Annotated in this window: 19 protein-coding genes; 12 read left to right on the forward strand and 7 right to left on the reverse strand. The window is 55.8% G+C overall.

Annotated features, from left to right (window positions below):
• Positions 1-183: 183 nt before the first annotated feature.
• Positions 184-1,176 carry a ribose-phosphate pyrophosphokinase gene (locus tag DYY88_RS19225; protein WP_044151451.1) on the reverse strand — a complete coding sequence of 331 codons (993 nt, stop codon included), beginning with the start codon at positions 1,174-1,176 and terminating at the stop codon, positions 184-186.
• Between the two features lie 295 nt (positions 1,177-1,471).
• Positions 1,472-1,789 carry a DUF3067 family protein gene (locus DYY88_RS19230; protein ID WP_039725475.1) on the reverse strand — a complete coding sequence of 106 codons (318 nt, stop codon included), beginning with the start codon at positions 1,787-1,789 and terminating at the stop codon, positions 1,472-1,474.
• A 450-nt stretch (positions 1,790-2,239) separates the two neighbouring features.
• On the opposite strand from DYY88_RS19230, the gene petC reads away from it, so the two are divergent.
• Together petC and petA are read left to right on the forward strand one after the other, a co-directional pair.
• Complete coding sequence (gene petC, locus DYY88_RS19235) at positions 2,240-2,782, forward strand: cytochrome b6-f complex iron-sulfur subunit (RefSeq protein ID WP_039725476.1); 543 nt, start codon at positions 2,240-2,242, stop codon at positions 2,780-2,782.
• Positions 2,783-2,846: 64 nt separating this feature from the next.
• Positions 2,847-3,845: a cytochrome f gene (petA, locus tag DYY88_RS19240; RefSeq protein ID WP_039725477.1), complete on the forward strand. Its 999-nt coding sequence runs from the start codon at positions 2,847-2,849 to the stop codon at positions 3,843-3,845.
• Between the two features lie 130 nt (positions 3,846-3,975).
• On the opposite strand, the gene DYY88_RS19245 is transcribed toward petA, so the two are convergent.
• Positions 3,976-6,738, reverse strand: coding sequence for an AAA family ATPase (locus DYY88_RS19245; protein ID WP_039725478.1), 2,763 nt, complete (start codon positions 6,736-6,738; stop codon positions 3,976-3,978).
• A gap of 232 nt (positions 6,739-6,970) precedes the next feature.
• On the opposite strand from DYY88_RS19245, the gene DYY88_RS19250 reads away from it, so the two are divergent.
• Positions 6,971-9,454, forward strand: coding sequence for an S-layer homology domain-containing protein (locus tag DYY88_RS19250; protein ID WP_039725479.1), 2,484 nt, complete (start codon positions 6,971-6,973; stop codon positions 9,452-9,454).
• Here the strand turns inward: DYY88_RS19250 and DYY88_RS24545 are convergent.
• Positions 9,403-9,606 (reverse strand): hypothetical protein, encoded by a 204-nt coding sequence (locus DYY88_RS24545; RefSeq protein ID WP_130199527.1) that lies wholly within the window; start codon positions 9,604-9,606, stop codon positions 9,403-9,405. The genes DYY88_RS19250 and DYY88_RS24545 overlap by 52 nt on opposite strands.
• Positions 9,607-9,656: 50 nt before the next feature.
• Here DYY88_RS24545 and DYY88_RS19260 point away from each other — a divergent pair, with 50 nt between their 5' ends.
• Together DYY88_RS19260 and DYY88_RS19265 are read left to right on the forward strand one after the other, a co-directional pair.
• Positions 9,657-10,220 (forward strand): redoxin domain-containing protein, encoded by a 564-nt coding sequence (locus DYY88_RS19260; protein ID WP_039725480.1) that lies wholly within the window; start codon positions 9,657-9,659, stop codon positions 10,218-10,220.
• Between the two features lie 152 nt (positions 10,221-10,372).
• The gene (locus DYY88_RS19265) at positions 10,373-10,705 is read left to right on the forward strand and encodes a DUF8822 family protein (RefSeq protein WP_039725481.1); all 333 of its coding nucleotides are present in this window, start codon (positions 10,373-10,375) and stop codon (positions 10,703-10,705) included.
• Between the two features lie 61 nt (positions 10,706-10,766).
• Here the strand turns inward: DYY88_RS19265 and DYY88_RS19270 are convergent, their stop codons facing one another.
• The 3 genes from DYY88_RS19270 to DYY88_RS19280 all read right to left on the reverse strand — a co-directional run bounded on the left by DYY88_RS19270 (position 10,767) and on the right by DYY88_RS19280 (position 15,066).
• A complete protein-coding gene (locus tag DYY88_RS19270) occupies positions 10,767-11,108 on the reverse strand; it encodes a DUF565 domain-containing protein (RefSeq protein ID WP_039725482.1) in 342 nt (113 codons plus the stop codon).
• A 5-nt stretch (positions 11,109-11,113) separates the two neighbouring features.
• The gene (locus tag DYY88_RS19275) at positions 11,114-13,357 is read right to left on the reverse strand and encodes a pentapeptide repeat-containing protein (RefSeq protein ID WP_084606959.1); all 2,244 of its coding nucleotides are present in this window, start codon (positions 13,355-13,357) and stop codon (positions 11,114-11,116) included.
• A gap of 395 nt (positions 13,358-13,752) precedes the next feature.
• Positions 13,753-15,066 carry a hypothetical protein gene (locus DYY88_RS19280; RefSeq protein WP_130199528.1) on the reverse strand — a complete coding sequence of 438 codons (1,314 nt, stop codon included), beginning with the start codon at positions 15,064-15,066 and terminating at the stop codon, positions 13,753-13,755.
• A gap of 279 nt (positions 15,067-15,345) precedes the next feature.
• Here DYY88_RS19280 and DYY88_RS19285 point away from each other — a divergent pair, with 279 nt between their 5' ends.
• The 7 genes from DYY88_RS19285 (at position 15,346) to ilvA (ending at position 23,456) form a co-directional block, all read left to right on the forward strand.
• A complete protein-coding gene (locus DYY88_RS19285; protein WP_039725485.1) occupies positions 15,346-16,533 on the forward strand; it encodes a FecR domain-containing protein in 1,188 nt (395 codons plus the stop codon).
• Positions 16,534-17,153: 620 nt separating this feature from the next.
• Positions 17,154-18,521: a FecR domain-containing protein gene (locus DYY88_RS19290; RefSeq protein WP_084606960.1), complete on the forward strand. Its 1,368-nt coding sequence runs from the start codon at positions 17,154-17,156 to the stop codon at positions 18,519-18,521.
• A gap of 373 nt (positions 18,522-18,894) precedes the next feature.
• Complete coding sequence (locus tag DYY88_RS19295) at positions 18,895-19,302, forward strand: hypothetical protein (protein WP_039725486.1); 408 nt, start codon at positions 18,895-18,897, stop codon at positions 19,300-19,302.
• Positions 19,303-19,333: 31 nt separating this feature from the next.
• Positions 19,334-20,584, forward strand: coding sequence for an aldehyde dehydrogenase family protein (locus DYY88_RS19300; RefSeq protein WP_039725487.1), 1,251 nt, complete (start codon positions 19,334-19,336; stop codon positions 20,582-20,584).
• A 311-nt stretch (positions 20,585-20,895) separates the two neighbouring features.
• The gene (gene rpsO / locus DYY88_RS19305; protein ID WP_039725488.1) at positions 20,896-21,165 is read left to right on the forward strand and encodes a 30S ribosomal protein S15; all 270 of its coding nucleotides are present in this window, start codon (positions 20,896-20,898) and stop codon (positions 21,163-21,165) included.
• Positions 21,166-21,197: 32 nt separating this feature from the next.
• Entirely contained in the window at positions 21,198-21,698 is a 501-nt protein-coding gene (locus tag DYY88_RS19310) for a PAM68 family protein (RefSeq protein ID WP_039725489.1), read from the forward strand.
• Between the two features lie 243 nt (positions 21,699-21,941).
• Positions 21,942-23,456 carry a threonine ammonia-lyase, biosynthetic gene (gene ilvA / locus DYY88_RS19315; protein WP_039725490.1) on the forward strand — a complete coding sequence of 505 codons (1,515 nt, stop codon included), beginning with the start codon at positions 21,942-21,944 and terminating at the stop codon, positions 23,454-23,456.
• Positions 23,457-23,473 lie beyond the last annotated feature (17 nt).

Here is a 23,473-nt window from a genome sequence, read left to right on the forward strand (position 1 = left end):
CAGGACAGCCGAGACGGCTGTCCACACTTCGATTCAATGCCCATACTTTAAACTTTTGGGCTCTCGGCACCTGACTGCGGATTGCTATACCAGTAGCCCAGAACACGAAAGAGGTCGATGATGGAATGTCCATCATCGACCTCTTTCTTTGGCACATAGCGTATGAGCGCGGGGTAGTAAGTGTTAACGGAACATACTGCTAACCGAGCTCTCTTCATGAATCCGCCAAATCGCTTCCCCCAAGAGACTGGCAACAGAGAGGGTCGTCAGTTGTTCAAACTTGCGCTCATCGGGCAGGGGAATGGTATTGGTCACAATCACCTCTTCAAAAATGCCGCTGGCTAGCCGCTCAGATGCAGGCGGTGAAAAGACCGCATGGGTTGCGCAGGCGTAGACTTGCTCCGCACCTTCCCGCCGCAGCAGACGACCACCCTCACAGATGGTGCCAGCGGTATCAATCATGTCATCCACAAGCACAGCTGTTTTCCCTTTCACATCGCCGATCAAATTCATCACTTCGGCGACATTGTGGGCTTGACGTCGCTTGTCGATAATGGCCAACGGCGCATCATTGAGCTTTTTTGCAAAGGCTCTAGCACGGGCTACGCCACCCACATCAGGGGAGACAATAACCAGGTCATCGATTTGCTTACTCGCAATGTAATCAATGATGGTAGGGGAGCCATAAACGTGATCGCAAGGAATATCAAAGTAGCCTTGAATCTGAGCGGAGTGCAGATCCATCGCCAGTACCCGACTAGCCCCGGCCTTGGTAATCAAGTTGGCAACTAACTTGGCCGTAATAGACTCTCGTCCAGCGGTTTTGCGATCGGCCCGGGCGTATCCATAATATGGAATGACTGCGGTGATTTGCCGCGCTGACGCCCGCCGGCAGGCATCAACCATAATGAGCAGTTCCATTAAGTGGTCATTTACCGGGTAACAAGTCGGCTGTACCAGATAAACGTCACATCCCCGAATTGACTCTTGAATTTGCACGTACAGTTCGCCGTCAGCAAAGCGCTTGCGAACCATTGGCCCCAAATCAATTCCTAGATAACGAGCAACCTCTCTGGACAGGTTGACATTGGCCGAACCTGAAAACAGCTTAAGGCGGCTGTTATCGTTTAGGGATGGCAGCGTCGTCTGAAGCGGCAGCGTGGCAGAACGGATCACAGCAAACCCCCAAATTCCCAAATCATCATGGTCATGCTAACATCACCAACTCAAATCTCCACTAAGTAATCCCTCGCACTTCTCAGGCATCAAAGCTAACGTCCCCAAAGACTCAATCGTTGCGTTTGTTAACGGTAAAGCTCACCCGCTTCAAAAATTGCAAATTGTATTGCCAGACATTGGTAGCAGGGTGAAGCATCCCTGGCTTCATCAAGGATTATTGCAGGATGTTCAGTTTTTTCGCACACTCATCAATGTCCCTGATCAGGACGTATCAAACGACACTAACCTGGCACTAATTAAAGTCAAGCAACCATTCTGAACTTCGTTCACCTAAGTTCAAGGGAATACTGACAGCTTTACCAAGGCGGGGCCGATCGCGCGTATCGTTAATCGCCTGACGAATATGATCGGCTTGCCCCCATCCCACCAAATAGGTCGCTACCTCATTTAAGTGAGCCAGGTACTCTGCTTCCGTCAGCGGAAATGACACTTGCTCCAAATATCGCCACATCACTTGCAAAAAAATTTGGTCTTGCAGCCGTCGAAACTGCACATCAAAGGAGTATCCCCATTTAGAGATAATGAGTTCATGCAACTCTGAACCGGTCATAGGCGATGCCTCCAAGGATGGCGTTCACACTTCGCAACACTGATAACATTTTGTAACATTGGTGGACTGGTTGGCTACTGCATCAGTAGCGGTCTTGATTGGTTTCAGGGGTGGTTGCCAGAAGGTTTATTAGATAAAGGTTCTAGCTTATGGACAGCCGGTCGGCAAGCGATCGCTCACAGCGACGGATCGTCTCTATATTTATGCAGCCAAACAAAATTGGGAAATCAGACGGGAATGATCCCCGTTTGCAGCAACCTTGGCGTCGGCAAAATGCAATAATGCTTAGCAAGAATCTGACCTTGTTCTCATCTTGCTGATTTTCGAAATATTCACGGTTGTAAGCGTCTTCGAATGCTGACGCTTTGCACCCTAAAGCTGTGGATGTGCGGTTATTAGCCTGATTATCATTTGGTCTGTTGCCCAACATAAAAATTGTCTGATAGGACTATGACTCAAGCTTCTGGAATGTCTGACACGCCCAGCCTGGGACGGCGTCAGTTTATGAATCTCCTCACCCTTGGTGCGGCCTCTGGAGCAGTTGGCGGTATGTTGTATCCCGTCATTAGTTACTTTGTGCCTCCGTCGAGTGGAGCCGCTGGTGGTGGGACTTTAGCAAAAGATTCCCTGGGCAAAGATGTAGTGGCGAGCGAGTTTTTGGCTAGTCACGGCCCGGAAGCGCGCGTCTTGACTCAGGGCCTCAAGGGTGACCCCACTTATCTGGTGGTGACTGAAGATGGCAATCTGGAAAAGTACGGCATTAATTCTGTCTGTACTCACCTGGGCTGCGTTGTGCCCTGGAATGCCAGCGAAAACAAGTTTATGTGCCCTTGTCATGGATCTCAGTATGACGCTACCGGTAAGGTGGTGCGGGGACCCGCTCCGTTGTCTCTGGCGCTTGCCCATGCTGACATTACAGAAGACGATAAGGTGTCGCTGACTGACTGGACTGAGACTGACTTCCGGACGGGCGAATCGCCTTGGTGGGCTTAACTAGCTGCGTCAGATCGACTTTGTTTGCTGTGTTGTTTTCAAGTTTTGGATAACGAATTTCCCGATGAAGACCCCAATTCTGAAGAGTTGTCTTCGCGATCGCTCCTGGCTCGGAGCCGAAACCGTTAAGCGCTTATCGGTAGCGATCGCAGCAGCTTTTATTTTGCTCTCTGGTGTGGTTGTGATGCCAGAGTCTGCCCAGGCGTATCCGTTTTGGGCTCAGGAAAATTATGAAGCGCCCCGTGAAGCGACCGGGCGTATCGTATGCGCTAACTGCCACCTAGCTGAGAAACCGACCTATGTCGAAGTCCCTCAGGCGGTCAAGCCTGACTCAGTTTTCAAGGCTGTGGTTAAGGTGCCCTACGACTTAGATACCCAGCAGGTGCTGGGTGACGGCAGCAAAGGTGGCTTGAATGTGGGTGCCGTCCTCATGTTGCCGGAAGGCTTTAAGCTTGCTCCCCCAGATCGGATTCCGGAGGAAATGAAGGAGGAAGTTGGTAGCACTTACTTCTTGCCTTATTCCGAAGAACAAGACAATATTCTGCTGGTTGGCCCGGTACCGGGTGAACAGTATCAGGAAATTGTTTTCCCCATCTTGTCGCCGGATCCAGCTCAGGATCGGAACATCAAATTTGGTAAATACGCCGTACATGTTGGTGGCAACCGGGGTCGCGGCCAAGTCTACCCGACTGGCCAAAACAGCAACAACGGTGCAGTCAAATCCACCGCAGCGGGAACGATTTCAGCCATCTCTGCGTTGGACGCTGGTGGCTATGACGTTACGGTTACGGCTGACAGTGGTGCTACCACGACTATCTCAGTGCCTGCTGGCCCTGAACTAATCGTCTCGGAAGGTGATGCCATCACTGCCGGCGGTCTGCTGACTAATGACCCCAATGTGGGCGGTTTTGGTCAGGCTGACACCGAGATTGTGCTTCAGAGTCCTGGTCGCATTAAGGGCTTAATGGCGTTCATCGCGGCTGTCATGCTGACACAAATCATGTTGGTGCTGAAGAAGAAGCAGGTCGAGCGGGTGCAGGCCGCAGAAGGCCTCAGCCTTTAGAAGATCGCTTCGTAGCATAGGATTCTAGCAAGAGGGCACCGCTGGGTGCCCTCTTTTTTGTTGCGATGAGCCAGCCTGATTGGTTAATCGGTCGGCCCTGCTGTGGACATCAAAGAAGCGATCGCAGCCGTTAAGCTTCGCGCTCGACGACAATGACGTTTTCGGTGACTTTTTCGAAGGTGTCGTCGTGGCTGATGACAAAAAGCTGATTGAAGCTGCGAATGCGGGCGATCGCTTCGGCTAAACTCTCGCGTCGAGGCCGATCCATATTCGTGGTCGGTTCGTCGAAAAAGGCAATGTCAATGTCGGCCAGCACTTTTAACAGAGCGAGCCGCACCGCCAGCGCCGCACACATCTGTTCCCCCCCCGACAAATTCACAAACCGACGCTTGTTGGGGCCTTCCTGCACCAGGATTTCGTAATCGCGGGTCCAGGTGAGGGCAACGTTGGGGCGGTTGATCAGCTCGCGGAAGAGGCGATCACCCTCACGCGAAATCTGCTGGACATAACGCTCGGTGATCCGCGGCCCGGCTTCCTTGTAGGCTTTGCGAGCAAAGTTGATGAAGCGCTTGATGCGATCGCGCTGCTGTCGTTCTGCGGTTGCGGCATCTCGTTTGTCGGCTACTGCTTTCAGCGCATCGATTTGCCGCTGATAGTCTTGCAGCCGCTGCTGCTGACTGGGCAGACTCCCGGCCAAGCGATCGCGTTCCGAGCGCACGGATTGATAGCTGGCATCGACCTGCTGTGCCCGTTGGGGATCAAAGTCAGCGAGAGCTTGATCAAGCTGCGTTTGTACTTGTTCACGAGCCTGCTGTTTTGCCACCAGAGCCGTTTGAGCGGTGGCGAGGTCTTGAGTCAACCGAGACTCGTCTTGAGCGGCCTTTTCATTTTGCAAATATTGAAGATAACCTGCTTGATGGGCCTGCTTGGCTTGATTGTGGGTGGCGATCGCTGCATCCAGGTCGTCAAATTCCGCCAATTCAGCCGTCAACTCGTCAATTTGTTTTTGGATCCCGGTTTGCGCTGTCTGCATCTCGTCATAGCGCTTTTGGACGGTGGGCTGCTGCTGAAGCGATCGCGACAACACTGCCGTGCGACCTTTGGGATCTTCGAGCTGCGCTAGGGCGGTCTGGAGGGTGGCGAGTTGGGTCGCGAGATCATCCCCTGCTGCGAGCTGCGACTGGAGGGTTTGGGTATGCTCGGCGAGGGTTTGTTGCTGGGTCTGCAGGCGAGTCAGCTGCTGTTGCTTGGCAGGCCGGGTAGCCAGGGTGGCCTGCTGTTGGCTCAGTTGGGTCAGGCGGCTTTTAGCGGCTTGGAGCTGCGATCGCAACTGGTCAGCGTCGGTCTGAGTCGACAGGTCGGCCAAAATCTTTTCGACATCCGCCACGATCGCCCGATTGATGGTCACACCTGACTCCAGGGCTGATTTGAGTGACGTGATCGAATCAACAGAGAGCACAGGGATACTTTGCTGCAAGTCGGCAAGCGTATCCAGAGCGGTATTCGCCTCACTTTGATGGCGATCGCAACTAGCCTGTCCCCGTTCTACCAACTGGCGTAGTTCGGTTTCAAACTGGCGGGCGGCTTCGATACGGCTGAGTTGCTGTTGCAGGCGATCGCGCTGCTGTTCCACCTCGTGCAAGGTCGCGACGGCCGCTTCCAAGGCTTGCAGGCGCGTGAGTTCTTGCTGGAGTTGCTCAACTTGCTGGGCTTGCTGCTGGGTCTGTTTCTCACTCGCCTGCAGTTCTCCCCGCACTTGCGCCAGCGCTGTTTGTTGCTGCTGCAGGGTCTGGAGTTGCGCTTCCAATCGCGTTTGCTCTTGAACAGCGGGGGCTAACTGCTGAATTTCTTGGGCGGCGGTGGCAAACCCTTCCAGCTGGACTTTGAGACGGGTGAGGTCAGCGGCGCGGGTGTCCAGAGTTTTTTGGAGCTGCTGCTGCTTTTTCTGCCGGGCTTGGCGATCAGTTTGACGTTGGGTCAGGGCTTGCAATTCCTGTTCTGCCGTCTGATAGGCCTGATAGGCGGGACGGGTCTCGGCGCAGATTTTAGCGGCGGCTTGGGCCTGGTTGAGGGATTGGGTGAGGAGGGCGATCGCTTGCTGCTGGCCATCAAGTTGAGCCTGGACCTGTTGGCGTTCGGTTTGCAGCTTTTGCACGGCGTCGGTCTGGGCTTTAAGGGCATCGCGCTCCTGTTGCAGGGTGGCGAGTTGCGTTTCCAAAGTTTTGATCTGCGCCTCGCTGGTGCTGATTTCGGTAATCACCTGCTGATGGCGAGCCTGCAACTCCTCTAAACCGGCCAGTTGCTCCTCATATCCCGCAATTTCCGCATCCACCGCAGCGACTTTCGCTTCGGCAAAGCGGCGCAGGCTGTTCAGGTCTTTGTAGACGGTCTTGTACTCCTCGACCTTGAGCACCTTGTCAAAGACGGCTTTGCGATTTTCGGCGGACTGCAAAAAGTCAGCGGTAAAGGTGCCCTGGGGCACCCCAATCGTGCGGGCAAACAGTTCGCCCAGGTCGGTGCCGGGGGAGACTCCGAGATGATCCCGCAGCCACGGCAGCACTTCGTCTTTGATGCGGGTGTAAGGCAAGCGCTCGTTCAGCTGCGGGTCAAAAATCGTATAGCCCTTATTGGTATGGCGCTGCACGGTGTAGGTACGCCCATCTTGGTTGGAGATGAACTCCACCGTGACTTCCGCACTGCCGCTGCCGTTGCGAATCAGGTCGTCTTTGGCATAGTCGCCGATGTAGTTAAATAGTGCCCAGGCGATCGCTTCCAAAATGCTCGTTTTGCCCGCGCCGTTTTCACCACAAATGGCATTGGTGCCAGGGGCAAAGGTGAAATGTTTGTCCTGATGGGTTTTGAAGTTTTTGAGCGTGACGGAAAGAATCTGCATACCCACTCGCTGAACGGCTCACGGCGCTGGGTCAAAGACGCCAGCATCTGATGGCTATGGTAGCGGCTGGTTGCCGGAAAGTCGGGGGGCGATCGCGGGCGGGTTCATATCAGTCCCATCCAGTGAGCGACATTTGGTTAAGAAATCCGTGAGGGATGTTACCCAGGTCGCCCAACGGCAATTTCCTTGCTACTCTCACAGCATTTGTTGTGTGCCGAACCGGAAAACAGTCATGAACAGTGTGGCGACATCGCTGATGGGTCAATCGTTGGCCGTCGTGCAGACGACTTTGGGCGATCCTCTTAAACAGCAGCAAAGTGCTGACGGGCAAACGACTTTTTATCTGCACGGGACGCAATTCTTAACCGGCATTTTTCCCGTCAGGCTAGCGGGGTTGGTGAGTGTCTTTCGGCAGGACCGCTGTATGGCGTTGCGCATCATTTTTGATCGGCAAGATCCCCAGTTTGCGGGCTTGGTGTATACCCAGGACCTGGCCCAGCAGCTCTTTACCCGCATCGTTGGCAGCGGCAGCTCCCAATGGCGGCCGTTGGAAACCACCCGCACCAGTGACCAGCAATTGCACCATGTGGTTTGTCTGGGCAGCAATCTCGCGACCGCCTGGGATGCTGCCCCCACTGACAACAGGCTGGCGAATGACATTATTGTGTATCTCGAACGGCGCTGTAACGGCGGCGCGGCGGAACCCATGGCGATCGCGAGTCCCCCTCTGGAGCCGCAGACAACAACCACAGCCAGTCGGTCTTTTAGCGATATGGCGGGCAACCCTTACGAGGTCGCAATTCTCAAGGCGGCGAATACCTATCACCTGATTGCGGGGTATGCAGACGGCACCTTTCGGCCAACCCAAAGCATTACGCGAGAACAGGCGGTGACACTGCTAATCCGAGCGATGCAGCAAATGGTGACGAATCCGCAGGCGATCGCCCTGCCCGACACCGTCACCACAGCTCCCTTTGTCGATGTGCCTACCACCCATCGCAGCGTGCGGCAGTTTCAGTACGCCAAACAACAGGGAATTTTGACCGGGGACACCCAAAATCGCGCCTACCCCGATGCAGCTCTGAGTCGGGTGGGCCTGATGGCGATGATTCGCAAAGCGTTGCAGGTGGTGGTGCTCAAAAATACTGGCGCGGCGACGCCGTTAAGCGAAGTGGTGGTCGCGATCGCCCCTGCCATTGCTTACACCGATATTCAAGGCCATTGGGGAGCCGCGGTCATTCGTGAATTGACCACCTACGGCATTGCGACCCCGCTGAATGAACAGGGCACTCAGTTTGCCCCCAACGCCAATGTCCAGAGAGATTTTGCGGCGGCGGCCCTGGTGAGAATGATCGAAACCGCGATCGCCGAGCCCACGCCCTCCGCGCCCGACGACGTCACAACGCCCTCCGACCATCCCCTGCATGATCCCAATCCTCAGCCGGAAATTGAATTTCCCGATATCGAGGGCAATCGCTATGAGCTCCAGATTGAGATTGCCGCTAATCAATACCAGTTGGTCAAGGGCTTTGTCGATGGCACCTTTCGGCCTCAGAGTGTGATTACGCGCGAGCAGGCCGTCGTCATCTTGCTAGATGCGCTGCGGGAGCGCATTGTGAATGAGACAGTCTTGGTTGTGCCCGCAACGGTGGAGCAGCCCCCCTTTCTCGACGTGCCAACCAATCGCTGGAGTGCGCCGAAGCTGCAACTCGCTAAACAAATTGGCATGGTGGCGGGCAATGCGTTGGGCTACTTCATGCCGGAAGACCCGGTGAGTCGGGCTCAGCTGATGGTCATGGCGCATCAAGCGTTGGCCTATGGCGTTTGGCAAGACTTTGGTCGCCGTCCCAGCCTGGACCAGATTTTCAACACTGACATGGTCAACACTTATAACTTTGTGGATATTCCCAGTAATCACTGGGCGGCGGAGGTGATGGAGGTGACCAGCGTCCTAGGCTTGGCCGAACCGCCCGATGTGAATCAACCCACCCGCTTTGCGCCTGACGCCCCGGCCCAACGCGACTACACCGTGGCGACGGCAGTGCGCATGGTGCAGCTGATGTATACCGACATGCCCAACCCCATCGAGGCTAATGGCTTCCGCGATATTGAGGGCGATCGCTTCGAGACCGAGATCGGCCAGGCAGCGCATCCGTATCAGCTGCTGACCGTGCCCGCAGATGGCTACTTTCAGCCACAAAATCCAGTGCAGCGGGCCACCGTGGCCACGATGCTCGTTAATGCGATCGCCCCCCTGATATCGGCACCGGGGGTCGTGAACCCACCGGATCGCTTAACCACGGCGCCCTTTACTGACGTACCCGCAGACCATCCCGCCGCATCGGCCATTCAGTGGGTGACCCAGGTCGGCATCATGGACAGTGACCCAGCGCCCCAAACCTTTCAACCTGAGGGCGAACTGACCCGCGCGAATCTGATGACGATCATCGACCGGGCCGCTCAGTTTGTGGCCACCACGAACTATGGCCCCGGCGTGACCTTAACCTCAGTGATTGACACCAGCCCACTCACACCGCAAACCTTCACCGACATTGGGGGACATGAAGCGGCAGCGGCGATCGCTCGCATGGCACAGCTCGGCATCGCCCAGCCCCAAACCGCAAACGGGACCGAATTTGCCCCGGCGGCCACTTGCCTGCGAAATTATGCCGTGGCGGCAATGGTCGGCTTGAGAGAGTTGCCGTTCTTGCCATAGCGCTGGGCAGTGGTCTTGGCAGCAATGGGGGTGAGGCGGACAGTTAGCATATCCACGGATGGAAAGCGATCGCGATCGCTCAGTCCGACCCCAACGCCTCCGATAACATGTAGATTGAACGTTGGTCTGCCCGGTCCCGACTTTGATGGCACGGTAAAGGGCGGCTGAGTTATCTACATCGCGATCGCCCCGTAGCCTCACCATGACTGGTTTAACGAATGCCCCCACCCCCAAATCGGCCCTGATTGATGAACGATTCTGGCGCAATTTCATTCCCGTGCCCGCAGGCAATCGTTTTCAGTTAGGCGATCGCGCGCCTGACTTCACGCTGATCGAAGCGGGCACCCGCCAGCCCTACCGCCTCTCACAACATTGGGGCGAGCGTCCCGTGGTGCTGGAATTCACCCGCATCTTTACCGAACGGCACTACTGCCCCCTCTGCTTTCCCCATTTAGTAGCGATGAACGAGGCCTATGCCAAGTTTGCCGCAGCGGGAGCCCAGGTCATTTTGATTACGAGTACGACGCTAGCCCAAAGCCAGGTGGTCAAGACCGATCTCAACCTGCAGCCACCGCTCTTGTGCGATCCCTTTTGCGAAGTCTTTCGGCAATATGGGGCCGGGCAAGCGCTGGGAGCCCCGCTGTCAGCCCAGTTTGTGTTGGATAAGTATGGTCGCCTGCGCTATTGGCATCACTTTTCCTTTTTGGACTACAATGCCGAGCCTTTGCAGTTGCTCTATACCCTATCGACCCTGCCCTCAGACTGATTGACCAGCTAGGCGGTGAGCCGACGGCACCATAAGGAGTCGTAACAAAGCTAGGGCAAATGGGGAAAAATTTGGCATTATCTAGAGCATAGAGCGGCGGCATTGTGCGCCCGCCAGACTTGCTGCCAAGGTCAATTGCTTACTTGATTGCCATGACTGAACCCGTTGAACCCATCGTTTTGCCCCCTGCTGAAAACCCTGAACAGGAAGGACAGTGGCTCAAAGCGACCCTACATGAATGGCTCAACACTGAGTTTCCGCCGGAAGCGGTCAACGCTGACATTGCTGAGCGGGCCTCGCAAGTGTTTGTGCGCCAGCGCATGGAAGGCGAAAACGACCTGGGCTCACTGGTGCTAGCGGTGTTGACCGAAATGCAAGCCTTTGACTTTTCGAAAAGCTTTTATGGCGAGTTTGCGATCGCCAACGCCGTGAGTGACCTGCTGCTCGACAGCCTGGGCATTGACCACTGCTGCGGGGCCGGATAAGAAACCGACATCTCAAGCCTGGAGATTTCTGAGCGGTGACCTCCGGCTTGCCCGATCGCCGCTAGCTCCCCAGCTTAAAGGCTTCGACAAAGAGGCTGTAAGTGAGGCCAATTTTGAGGGCATTCATCACCTCTAGCGTCAGGCTAGTGCGCTGGACTGGGGGGCGTGACGGACGCCGATAAACCAGCCAGCTAATCAACTCCACCAGGCCCAGCAAAATCGCGGAGACAACGACATCGAGCTTGGCCGCTTGACCCGCGATCGAAGAAATCGCAATGCCAAAAAAGTTGCCAAACAGCAGGCCAATAATTACCAGTGACAGCCGTCGCCACGGGTTAAAGACCCAACGGCCAAATTGGTTAGAGGCAGATGAAACCAGAGTAGAGAGGCGGGTGCGCTGCATGGCAGTTAAGGAGGAGACAATGAGCCACAGGCCGGATGGAGACCCCCTTGGGCACAAATAAAGGCCAGCTGCTCTGGGGATAAATTTAACCCCCGGCTAAAGTCTACCCCAGCGTACTGATTACCGGGCGTCAACTCGGGCGCGGCTGCCACAAACCCATCCCCGGTAGTTGGGGCCGCATTGGGGGTCGTCAAAATAGCCCCCGCAAAATCGGTTTGGTCGATGATGGCCCCCTGTAGCCAAGCCCCTCGCAGGTCGGCATCGCGGAAACTCGTGCCCGTGAGGTCGGTGGCCTGGAGATTGGCATCTTGCAGGGCGGCCCCAGTGAAATCGGCAGCCGCCAGGGTGGTCTGGCTCAGGTCGGCACTATTGAGTTGGGCCGCGATCGCCGTTACCCCCTGGAGATTGGCCCCGGTGAGTTGGGCTCCTGCCGCATTCACTTCGGCGAGTCGCGCCCCCGCCAAGTCAGCATCCAACAATTGAGCTTCCGTCAAATCTGCCTTTGACAGTCGCGCTTCCGTGAGGGTGGCTTGGTCGAGCACGGCTTGAATGAGACTGGCATGTTCTAAATTGGCCCGACTGAGATTAGCCAGGGTGAGATTAGCCTGGTTGAAATTCACCCGCACAAGGCCACTGCCCACCAAGCACCCCAGAGTGAGGTCAGCGCCCGCCAGGTTGGCGTGGCTCAGGTCAGCCCCGCTCAAGTCGGTCGTGCGATCGTCGTAAGTGTCGGGATAACTATCGGGCCCGGGACTGTAGAACTTAGCCCCTTGAAATTGCGCCCCGGACAAAATCGCCCCTTGCCACTGGGTATGAGCTAGCGATTGGTTTTTGAGCACGAGCTGAAAGTCGCCTTGCCCCTCAGTGACAAATCCCAGATTCATCCGACTAAAGTCCAGCGGCTCTGGGTGTTCCGCAGTTTCTAACAGCAGCAATTTGGTAATGATGCGGTTGACTGTTTGCAGGCGAATAATAGTGGTGCGTCGCATCGCCGGATCGCTTTGCATAGCCAGGTCGGCAGCGAGCCCTTGGTTGAGCCGCCGCAAAGCCGGAAATGCCGCCGCCCCTCGGGCTACGAGGGCTTGTTGCAACGCATCGAGCCACAGGGGATCGTTGGTCTGGGCAATCAGGTCGACCAGTAAGGGCGTGACGCGATCGTCGGGCAGGTTGCCGAGGGCGAGCACTGCGGCACGCCGGGCTTCAGCATCGAGTTCAGGATTGGTCAGCGTCGACACCAGATCGGTATACAACATCTCATCTGCCGACGGCGTGGTAGAAATGGCCGGGCGACCCAGTAAAAAATAGCCGCTGATGCCAGCCAGGCCCCCCAGCGTCAACAGCAGGCCCAGCCCCATGCCCAGCTTCGGCAGGGTGAGATCTTTGCCGCGCCACCGTGCCCCATCAGGATTGATGACAACGGCGGTGGGGCCAACCGTTTGCAACCAGTCGGAAGCACGACCCAGCCCCAGCGGCACTTTGGCCTCGGCCTGCCACAGGGTCGAAAGATGAATCATCGCACCCGTCCGCTCGTCAATGACGCAGGTGCCCGCTAACCAGTCATGCCAGGCGCGGCGGGGGCGATTGCCCAAACCGGTCAAACTCTCGGCGAGGAGAGCCGCACCGCTGAGCCCCACCAATACGCCCACCACGGGAAACGCGCCGCTGAGGTGCCACACCGCATAGGCGATCGCGAGGGGACTGCCCCATTTACCCACCGCTTCCCGAATGAACGCCCGACCGATGCCGGGAGATTGTCCCTCTAGGGTCAGCACTTGCAAGCCCAGCCAGCGCTTGGGCCAACTGCTGCCCGATCGCCCGACCATATAAATGTGTCCCGCCGCCAGCAGCACGGGCAATCCGAGGGCCGCCGACCAGCACAAATTCGTCAGCGGGGGCACTTGAGTGGGCAGCGATCGCGGCGACAATCCCAACGCTTTGGCGCCCTGCTGCTGCACGGCTTGGAGCGGGGCGGCCAATTCGGTTTGGGAGGCTGCGGTCGGTTGTTGTTGGGCGCGTTGGTTCACCACCTGGCCCAAATAAAACGGCCCCACCACGCTGCCGGCCAACACCGCAATCTCTAAGCTCCAGGCCAGCAAGCGTCGCCCCACAGTGGGCAGCATGGGAGCCACTACGAGGGTCGGAGGGACAGGTTTTGGCGGCGGCCGGTGCGATCGCGGCGTGGCGGCACTGTCCTCAGCGGCAGAGTGAGCAGCGGAATCATGATCAGGTCGTCGGGATGAAGCACTCATAATCGACCAAGGCGGGCACTATGCCTCCTGTTTTACCACCGTTGCCGCGATCGCAACGCCAAATTGCGCGACTTGTAAAAAAACTGCCGGAACGGCGATGTTTTTGCAATTCTCAGACTCTAAGGAATCAGGATTTTTAAAATCCAAGTTTTGTCGGGCAGACATCTTGCCTGCGCTTGAACAGCCGAGACGGCTGTTCACACTTAATTTAATTCCAATTCCTTAGAAGATCTTCAGCAACAAAAATACCCAGCTGCGGTGCATTACGGCGTTTATGACACCCGACGAATGGGTAATTTTTTCGGAGTTCTCCTGAATGCAGTGGTGAACCTTTCAGCTTGAGCTTGATTGCGCTACCCCAGCACCGCCGCCTAATTCGAGGCATCAACCGCTCGCTAGAAAATTGGCACCGTCGCGTTGATGCTCAGCCCAAAAAACGTGTCGTCAAAAGTGATGCGGCTCTCAGAAGAACGGCCATTGCTCAGTCCGCCAAACAAAGACAGCCGCACTTCTGGCGTGATGGCATAACGCAGCTGGCCCGTCAGGCGCTGATACGTCTCGTGGCGTGACTGTTGCGTAAAGTCGGAAATCGTGAGGCGATAGCCAATCCCGGTATCCCATTGCGAATTGATTTCATAATTCAAGGTCGCCCCGACTGAGTTCAGCACATTACTGAAGCGTTCAGGATCGCTAAAAAAGATCTGACCCTGGTAGTAGCTATCCAGCGTCAGTTGCGGCGTCAAGCGATCGCGGCGGCCAAGGGTCAGGTCGATCCCGGTATTGGTAAAAAACTGCTCGGAAAATCCCTCCTCATACAGCAGCTGGTGACTCAGACTCAACTCGCCATAGGCATTGGCCGACAAGCGCTGGCGAATGCCCGCTTGAAACCGCACCTCGTCATAATTCGAGGCCGTTTGCTCTTGATAGCGAAACAGGGTCGTCCGTGCCGACAATAGCAACCCCGTATCAGGCCCTAAGGTGGGAAACGCCAAGATACTGATACCAGGGCGCACGAGTTGGTCCCCAAATCGTCCTTGTATCGGATCTTCGAACAAAAAGATATTGTCACTACTCGACGCAGCCACAAACGTCGACAAATAGGCGAGCGGGCTACGCGGCGTCGGGGGCGCGATCTGACGCAGTTCTAAAATGCCTAACTCCGGATCTTGCAGCGGGCTCCGCAGTTGAATGACGCCTAATTCATCATCACGGCTAACCTGGCCCACCTGGATCACGCCCAACTCGGGATCACTCGGTAGCTCGGCGACTGTGGCGTCATCCGGCATCAGCGGCTTAGCGCCAGGCCGCACGCTGGACTGGGTGCGTGAGAGATGCCGCGAGGGTCGCACCGGAGCGGCCTCCGGCACCGCTAGAAAGTCACTCAGCAGGGGAGCCGCACTTTTAGGGACTTTCTTAAAGTCGTTCTGAGATTTGGCCGGAGGGCTGACATCCGCCAGAGCACTCTGAGCGATCGCTCGATTGCGGGCGCTTGGTGGGTCTGCTCCCAATACCTCGGAGGTTCGTGACGCACTAGCAGGCGCGGCGAGCCTGCCCTCGCTCTCAGTCCCCAATTTCAGAAGCTGTTTGTGAGGAGCGTCAAATGACTTTGCCTGCACCGGGGCGATCGGCACCGCCAGCGCTAAAAGCAACCAATAGAGCCGCTGAGCCCTCAACAAACAATCCATATCGCTGACCAGTGGTAGCTTCACAAGACCAAGAAAATCGTGGGAACTGCTGAATTTAGAACGTGCTGCCTATGCCAAAACCGGCGATCGCCCCCTGCCATTGCGACTGTTCAGCCAGGATAAATCATCCATCTCGTCTGCCCTGACAGTAGCCCCCCTCAAACTCATCACCAAATACCAACAACCTAAAGGGAACACACGGTGAGTTGCCATTGATTCACCGACTTACAAGCTCACTGACGATTGACTCCAGTTAACAGTGCCAGAATTGATGAGATTAAAATATGTAGAGACTGAATGTAGATGCCCATGCGCCAATATCACCCCCAATGGTCCAGACTGGCAAGTCTCATCGGCGTCTTTGCAGCCATTGCCAGTCCGGTTTTAGCACAAGCTGAAGTACCCCTCACCCATGGCACCGTCCAGACCTTTCGCAACCGGGTCGAGTTGCAACTGCAAGGGGGGTTGGTGCGGCCCGTGCGCGACCAAGATCGGCTGGGCTTTGGCGATGCCCTTCGAACCAATTTGGCGTCTCAAGCAGATTTACAACTCAGTGATGGTTCATTTATCCGCTTAGGCGAGCTGACCACCTTTTGGGTCATACCCAATACGCGCAACCTGTGGCTGGCCCAAGGCACTGGCTTGATCTCGTTAGCGCCCGATGGGGGCAGCACTCAGATAGAGACGCCCAATGCCATTGCCCAAACCCAAGGGGCGACAGTCGTGATACGACACGTCCAAGGACCCGACGCCGACGCCCCAGCAGCCCTCCCCGGCAGCGAAGCCACGCTACTGAGTGATACAGGGCGAACTGCTGTCATGGTGCTGGCAGACCCTAAACGCCAGGGGGTGCAAGTGAGTCTGCGCGACGCTCGCCGCGTTGAGCTCACCACCGGACAAATGGCGATCGTGGATGGTGACAGCCTCTATCTATTCGCCTTCAACCGCGACCTCTTTTACGAAACCAGTGCCTTAGTTCAGGGCTTGCCAGCGTCAGTGACGCCCCCCGACACGACCACCGCTGCGCCCCCACCCACCAACGATCCCGCCGCTGCGTCCGCCGCCTTTACGGGTGAATATTGGCTTGACCCTCGGTTTTTATCGCCGGAGGCAGATCGCACCGCTGAAAGTGGCTGGCTGTTTCCAGCCAATCCTCAGCCTGCGGCACCAGACGTCCCCCTTTCAGAGACGCAGACTGACAGTGCAGCCCCCGAAGTGCCGAGTCCGTCTGAACCGACGATGGCTGATCCCGACCCCCTTCGAGAGACCACACACAATGACTTAACGGTTGAAGATGAGCTAATGCCTGCCTCGCCTGTGCCACCGGCTACCGACGAAGCTCTGCCAGCTCCCGGCCAAGCCAATACAGAAAGCCTCGATCTCCCAGCAGGTGTCATTGAGCCGCCGTCTGAGCCCTCGGCACCCGAGCCACCCACCGCCGACCCGCCACCCGCGATCGCCGATCCTCCGCCTACAGAGGGCACTCCCTAACGACGTCAGTCATCGACCGGACGGCCCGACGACGAGAGGCTAGCATCCCCACTATCTGACCAACGTAAATTGGACGCTCAGCGATCGCGCCATCACGCAAGGCCGCATCGACCCGCCCAAGCCGCCAGACTGTTACGAAACATGGAGTTTTCTGACAATGCTGTCGCGGCTCCATAAAGGCATCACATGCCAATGCAGAAGTGGTGGACGATGCTGGATCCTCAAGCTTAAGACCACCGCGATCGCAAGGCATTTGCCCTAAAGAACTGTGAAGTTTTTACGAAGATATCCTGAGCCTATGTGAACAAACGAGTAAGCGCGAGTAGGTTATAGTTGTAATTACTGAGACCCTTACGTAAGCTTGAACGTTTTCTAGCGGGTTCTAGATAACAGTTTGTAAAGTTTTGGCAAGGCTGCTTAGTGATTCATCGTCAGAAGTATGACGATTTCGTGTTCCCGTCCGTTTTGTATCCACCATCTGTAGATAGACATCAATAGAAACTCTGTCTTTGGGTGTTTGTCTGGGCTTAGTCAAGAGTTGAATCTGGTTCAAGAGAGTCTTCGGCTCAGAAATTGATTCTGTAGCGCGAACGCCTCTCGGTTGTCTAGAACTGGTGATTATGAATCGCTTTTTCCGAATGTCATCACTCCAGTTAGTGGGCTGGCCTAGTCTAGTATTGGGCTTACTCGGCATATTGAGCGCCGCATCGCCCGCCCAAGGGCAGGTTCCCCTGACTCGTGCCGACGTCGAGTCACTTTATAATCAGGTCGAGTTTATTCCAGAGGGGCAGACTGCTCGCCCGGCCCGACTGAGTGATTGGTTAGCGGTGGGTGATGCCTTGCGCACGGCACTCGGAGCCAGAGCCGAACTCCGCTTCAACGACGGTTCTCTAGCCCGGGTCGGTGAGCGAGCCACTTTTTGGTTTGTGCCCAATACCCGTGACTTTCGCCTCTCCAATGGGACTGCCCTCTTTCTCATTCCCCCCGATCGCGGCCCGAGCAATATCCGCACCCCGAGCGCGGTGACTGGCATTCAAGGGACTGCTCTGGTTGTTCGCCACATTCCTCATCAGGCGTGTGACGCGGCTGAACCTTCGGTCAATGAATTGACTTGCCCAGGACGAACGGTGGTGATGGTCTTAACCAACAGTCCCAAAGGGCCGGTGGAAGTGACTGCCAGTAATGGCAACTCGGCCTTCTTGTCAGCCGGTGATTTAGCGGTTGTGGAAAATGGCGATATCCAGGTAATGGAGTTCAACCTCCAGCTGTTTTACGATACGAGTCCACTGGTATCAGGGTTAGAGCTCGATAATCCCAACTTTGAGGGCACGGGTTTGCCGACGGATCCGGTGCGGCAAGAGACCTGGGAAGGGCTGCAATCCCAGACTGATTTCAATGGCAGTTACCTGCTCAACCCCAGTGTGGTGGCTTTAAATGCGCAGCTAGGGACGACGGTGAGTTGGCTTTTACCCGCTGATGGGGGCGACTCACCGACCTTTGCCAATGACACCGCAGCGACGCCTCTAAGTGCTTTAGAAAGCCTTGAGAATACTGCCATCGTCCAGAATCCTGTTAGGCAATCACTGATGTCTACTTGGCCGCCCCGTACGGTACCAGGCTTAGAGGTGCCCCAGGCGTCTGTGCCGGGTGTTGTGATACCGACAGGACCTAGCTCACAACCGGCGGGAGTGATTCGTCCCGTCATTCCTAATGTCGGTGGGCCGGGGCCAATCGGGCCACCCAGCCGAGAACCAGGCGTCGTCACAGGCGGGCCACCGGTTGGAGTACCACCAGTAGAGCAACCGGTTGGAGTGCCCCCAGTAGAGCAACCGGGCGGCGGACCGCCTCCAGAGTTTCCTGGTGCACCCGAGGAATTCCCTGGCGCGCCAGAGGAGTTTCCGGCTGGGCCAAACGATGATCCGCCCGAGGTGCCAGACCCAGGAGACAACGGCCCAGAATTAGAAGTGCCCTTTGATCCTGCGGGCTAGTACCCTGTCCTTGTTGTCTGCGCTAAAGGCTCACTCATCGTAGAAGCCCCAAACTTGTCAGAGGGGGTTAATAAGTCTTTCTGTAGCCTACGACGCTTGTTCGGTGTCACGGAGGATTCAAGGTGGTAGTGAGGATTATCTCGGCTGTGCTGAGACCGGCTCCATCAGTCAGGTGCTGATCAGATGGCAATATCTACTTCGGACTCACCGATGTATGGAGGGCGATCGCGGGTCTACTGGTCACGTATTAGTCGCCTTCAACGGCTCATCAGGAGTCCGCATCTTGCCTTCTCAAATACGGTTGGTTATGGTGTGAGAGACTTAATGTCTCAGGGGCATTTTGCTCAGTTAGCTGTTTCTGCTGGCTACCACTGTGCGTTCCAAAAAAGCTCTTAAGATTGACTTACAAGCGGAGTATCCCTGCCCTTGTCGGCGAAGTGGTGTGCTCAAGCCCATTGCGCTGACCGAAGCTTTTGGGTGTCACCGATGTCAGCAGATTTTCGTCATTCAAGATGACGGCTACCTGTTGGAACAACTCTCAACGCATTACCCATACAAGCGGGTTTGGTACTGGACGGGAAACCAATGGCGCCTAGATCATTCCGCCCTCAGTAACCATTACTTACCACTAGCCACCATGCTGTTTGGCGTCGGCATGTTCGTTTTATTGCTGGCCATTCTGCAGCCGCCCAGCAGTTTGGGCATGTTTTTACGATTGCTTACGGTCGCGGCTGTTGCTTTATTGTTCTTAGTGGTTTTTTGGCTATCTTGTCGCCGCTAAACACGACTTCTTTGATTCCTGGAATAACGCGATGACTTCTGTTCAGTCTCTGGCCGAGCTATCGGTGCTTATACGGCAGATTCGCCAGGCGGCTGAGGCGCTCGAAGTTAGGCCAACCACCGTGGCGTTACAAACAGCGGCGCAAGCCTTTCGAGAAGCCGCTGACGACATCTTAGAAGCCAATACTCTAGACCTTGAAGCCAGCCTAGAAATGGCCGTGCCTGAGCTCGTAGTGGAATGGCTCAAACTCACGCCAGAGCGGTTGAACACTGCCATCGTCATCTTGGAACGCTTAGCCCAGCTGGATGCGGTGACCACTTCCACACATCGACCGCAACCCGCGATCGCCCCCACTGACCATGCTTACTGGCTGCGCGAACCCCTGGGGGTGATTGCGTTGGTGTACGAAGCGTTTCCTGAATTAGCGATTATCGCCGCTGCCCTGAGCCTGCGGGCCGGCAACGGTTTGATTTTGAAGGGCGGGCATGAGGCCAGTCAAACGAATCAAGTCATTGCCGACGTCTTTCAAGGTGTCTTAGCTCAAGTTGACTTGCCAGAACAAATCATTGTTTCGCTATCACCAAGTGAAGGGGAAGCCGCACGGCGCTGGTTGATGCAAACCAGTGAACTAGATTTAGTCATTCCTTACGGTCGGGCCAGTCTGGTACAGCAAGTCATGCGCGATGCCAACTCGCCCAGTTTGAGCACCGCGATTGGTAACTGCTATGTGTATTGGGCACCAACCGCCCCCGTTGAGGTGGTGGCGAAGATAATTATTGCCAGCCATCGGGGGAATCCAGAGCCCGTGAACGGCATCGAAAAAGTTTTGGTGGATGAAAAGGTGTCACCCGTCGCCGAACGGGAATTAGAGCATTTGCTGCAAGACAGTCAACTCTCAGTGAAAGACGTGGCTAGCCCCACCCTGTCATCTGACCTTGATGCCACTGTCGAAGAACTGTGGCAAGAGGCCCAGCTCGATCGCACCGTGTTGATGACGCGAGTGCCTAATTTATCGGCCGCGATCGCCCTGATCAATCGCTTTAGCAGCGGCCATGCTGACTGCATTGTGACCAACTCTTATCAAGAGAGCATGCAGTTTTCCAGTCAGGTGCGCAGTGCGTCCATCTATATCAACTCGTCGCCCCAATTCCAGCGCAATGCGTCTCATACGAGTGCGATCGCCCTCGGCATGTCGCCCCAACGAGGCCTCAAAAGCGGGCGCATCACTCTGGAAACGCTGCTCATGCATAAAGCCATCGTCCAGGGCATGGGAAATTTATGATGGCTTTGACAATCGGTCGGTGACCCAAGATGGCGAACGAATTCACTGCCAAACTTTGATTTTGCTGTCGGGACGTATGGCGAGGCCCCAGCCCAAGTGCGAGATTTGCTTAAATTTCCCTGTCCAGGCTGCTTGAATCACGGGAAACAGTGCGATCGCTGAGTTGGCTCCGTGATTCAAATGGGCAGTGATTCAGAGTCCCGTAGTGGCACATTCTGTGGCCGCACAGGTAGTCCATCTCAGGTAGCCGTGATATGATTAGAAACTCTGTGCATAAATTATATTCACGCTAAAACGCAACTCGTACCTCTATGGCACTGCTACAAGAACGCAAACAGGAACTCATCTCCGAATACCAGGTTCATGAAACCGACACAGGCTCTGCTGAAGTGCAAGTAGCCATGCTGACTGAGCGCATCAACAAACTCAGCCAACACCTACAAAGCAATAAAAAGGATTATTCTTCTCGGCGCGGACTGCTGAAGATGATTGGTCGCCGCAAGCGGTTGCTGTCCTACATTGCTAAAAAGGACGTTAATCAATATCGCGAGCTGATTGGTCGTCTTGGCATTCGTCGCTAGAGCGTTGACATTGCAGGTCTTGGAGCGTTGTCATGTCCGCTGATGCAGAGAAAGACCGCTTGCCGTTTGAACCCAATCGCAAGCGTAAAAAGTCAGCTAAAGAAAAGGTTCAGTCGGCAACCGAGCAGCCCAGCGAGGCAACTAAAGCCACCGCCAGCGCTGCTACAAATCGACGAACCAACAAATATTCCCGAGAAGAGACCAGCATCCCAGAAGTGGTGAGTCGTCGCATGTTGCGCCGGATGCTTTACTTTTCGGGCCTACCTGTAGTCTTGGGAGTGTTTGTTTTTTTTGTGAGCTACGTGCTGATTGTGCAGGAAATCGCTGTACTCCCAAATGTCGTAGTGTTGTTAACGACGCTGGCCTGCTTTGGTTTAAGTGTCGTTGGTCTCAGCTACGGAGCGCTGTCGGCGTCTTGGGAAGAGGACACTCTCGGCAGCCTACTTGGGTTCGAGCAATTTCAGGTGAACTTTGAACGGCTGATCGGTTCCTGGCGACAGGCTCGCGAAGAGCGTCGCAACAGCTCTTCATAGGTCTGACAGAATCGGTTTAGTGGGTTTTGCTTAAACTCCCTGGGGCGATCTCGCGATCGCCCCAGGGAGTATTTTTTTGCAGACACTTTTCACCCCTCTCCTGTCGTGCCCACTCGGGACCGGACTGAGTGAGGCGGCAGTGCAGGACGCCATGCCAATTTTGCTTAATGGATCAAAGTTGTCTTTGTATCCCAAATAACGAGAAGATAAGGGCATCGATCGCCGCTGGTAGCCCTCTGCGTCATGTCTAACAACGACTATCTCGAAAAGATTTTGACCGCCCGAGTATACGACGTTGCCCAAGAAACCCCTCTGGAAGTCGCCCCTCGCCTGTCACAACGGTTGGGGAATACGCTACTACTCAAACGAGAAGACATGCAGTCCGTCTTCTCTTTTAAACTGCGGGGGGCCTATAACAAGATGGCCCATTTGCCGCCGGAACGCTTAGCTCAGGGCGTAATCGCCGCCTCAGCCGGCAACCATGCCCAGGGGGTCGCGTTGGGGGCCAAGCGGCTGGGTACGTCGGCGATTATTGTGATGCCCGTGACCACACCGGAGCTGAAAGTCAAAGCGGTGGAAGCCCGGGGGGGCATTGCCGTGCTGCACGGCGAAACCTTTGACGATGCCTATGCCCATGCCTGTCAATTGTCAGAAGAAAAGGGCATGACCTTGATTCACCCGTTTGATGATCCAGAGGTGATTGCGGGTCAGGGCACTATTGGTATGGAAATTTTGCGGCAGCATCAGAAACCGATTCACGCCATTTTTGTGGCGATCGGTGGTGGCGGCTTGATTGCGGGCATTGCCGCCTATGTGAAACGGCTGCGACCGGACATTCGCATCATTGGGGTCGAGCCGGTGGATGCCGACAGTATGAGTCAGTCTTTGCAGGCAGGGCAACGAGTCACGCTAGACCAGGTAGGCCGGTTTGCCGATGGGGTCGCGGTTAAGCGCGTGGGGGAAGAAACCTTTCGCCTGTGTCAGCAGTATGTGGATGAAGTCATTTTGGTGAATACCGATGACACCTGCGCTGCCATCAAAGACGTGTTTGAGGACACGCGGTCAATTGTGGAGCCCGCTGGGGCGCTGGCGATCGCGGGGGCCAAAGCCTATGTGGAGCGCGAGGGGATTACGGGCGAAACGTTGGTGGCGATCGCCTGTGGCGCCAATATGAATTTTGACCGCCTCCGCTTTGTGGCGGAACGAGCGGAAATGGGCGAACGGCGGGAAGCGATTTTTGCAGTCAACATTCCCGAAGGGCCGGGCAGTCTGCGAAAGTTTTGCAAATGCATTGGCAAACGCAACCTGACGGAATTTAACTATCGCATTGCCGACAAGGCCGAAGCCCATATTTTTGTCGGGTTGCAGGTCAAAGACCGCCAAGATGCCAGCCAGATGGCGGCGACGTTTGAGGCTAATGGTTTCAACACCCTCGATCTGACGGATGACGAACTGACGAAAATGCACCTGCGCCATATGGTGGGGGGGCGATCGCCCCTGGCCCAAGATGAGGTGCTGTATCGGTTCGAGTTTCCCGAAAATCCCGGGGCTTTGATCAAGTTCCTTAACTGCATGAGCCCCAACTGGAACATCAGCCTCTTTCATTACCGCAACAATGGTGCTGATTACGGCCGCATTGTGTTGGGCATCCAAGTGCCGCCCGCCGAGATGGATGACTGGCGCGCCTTTTTAGACACCGTGGGCTACCGCTATTGGGATGAGAGCAATAATCCGGCTTACCACTTATTTTTGGCCTAAGCAAAACCTGCCCCGGG

The sequence above is a fragment of the Leptolyngbya iicbica LK genome (assembly GCF_004212215.1).
In the GTDB taxonomy this organism is placed as follows: Bacteria; Cyanobacteriota; Cyanobacteriia; order Phormidesmidales; family Phormidesmidaceae; genus Halomicronema; species Halomicronema iicbica.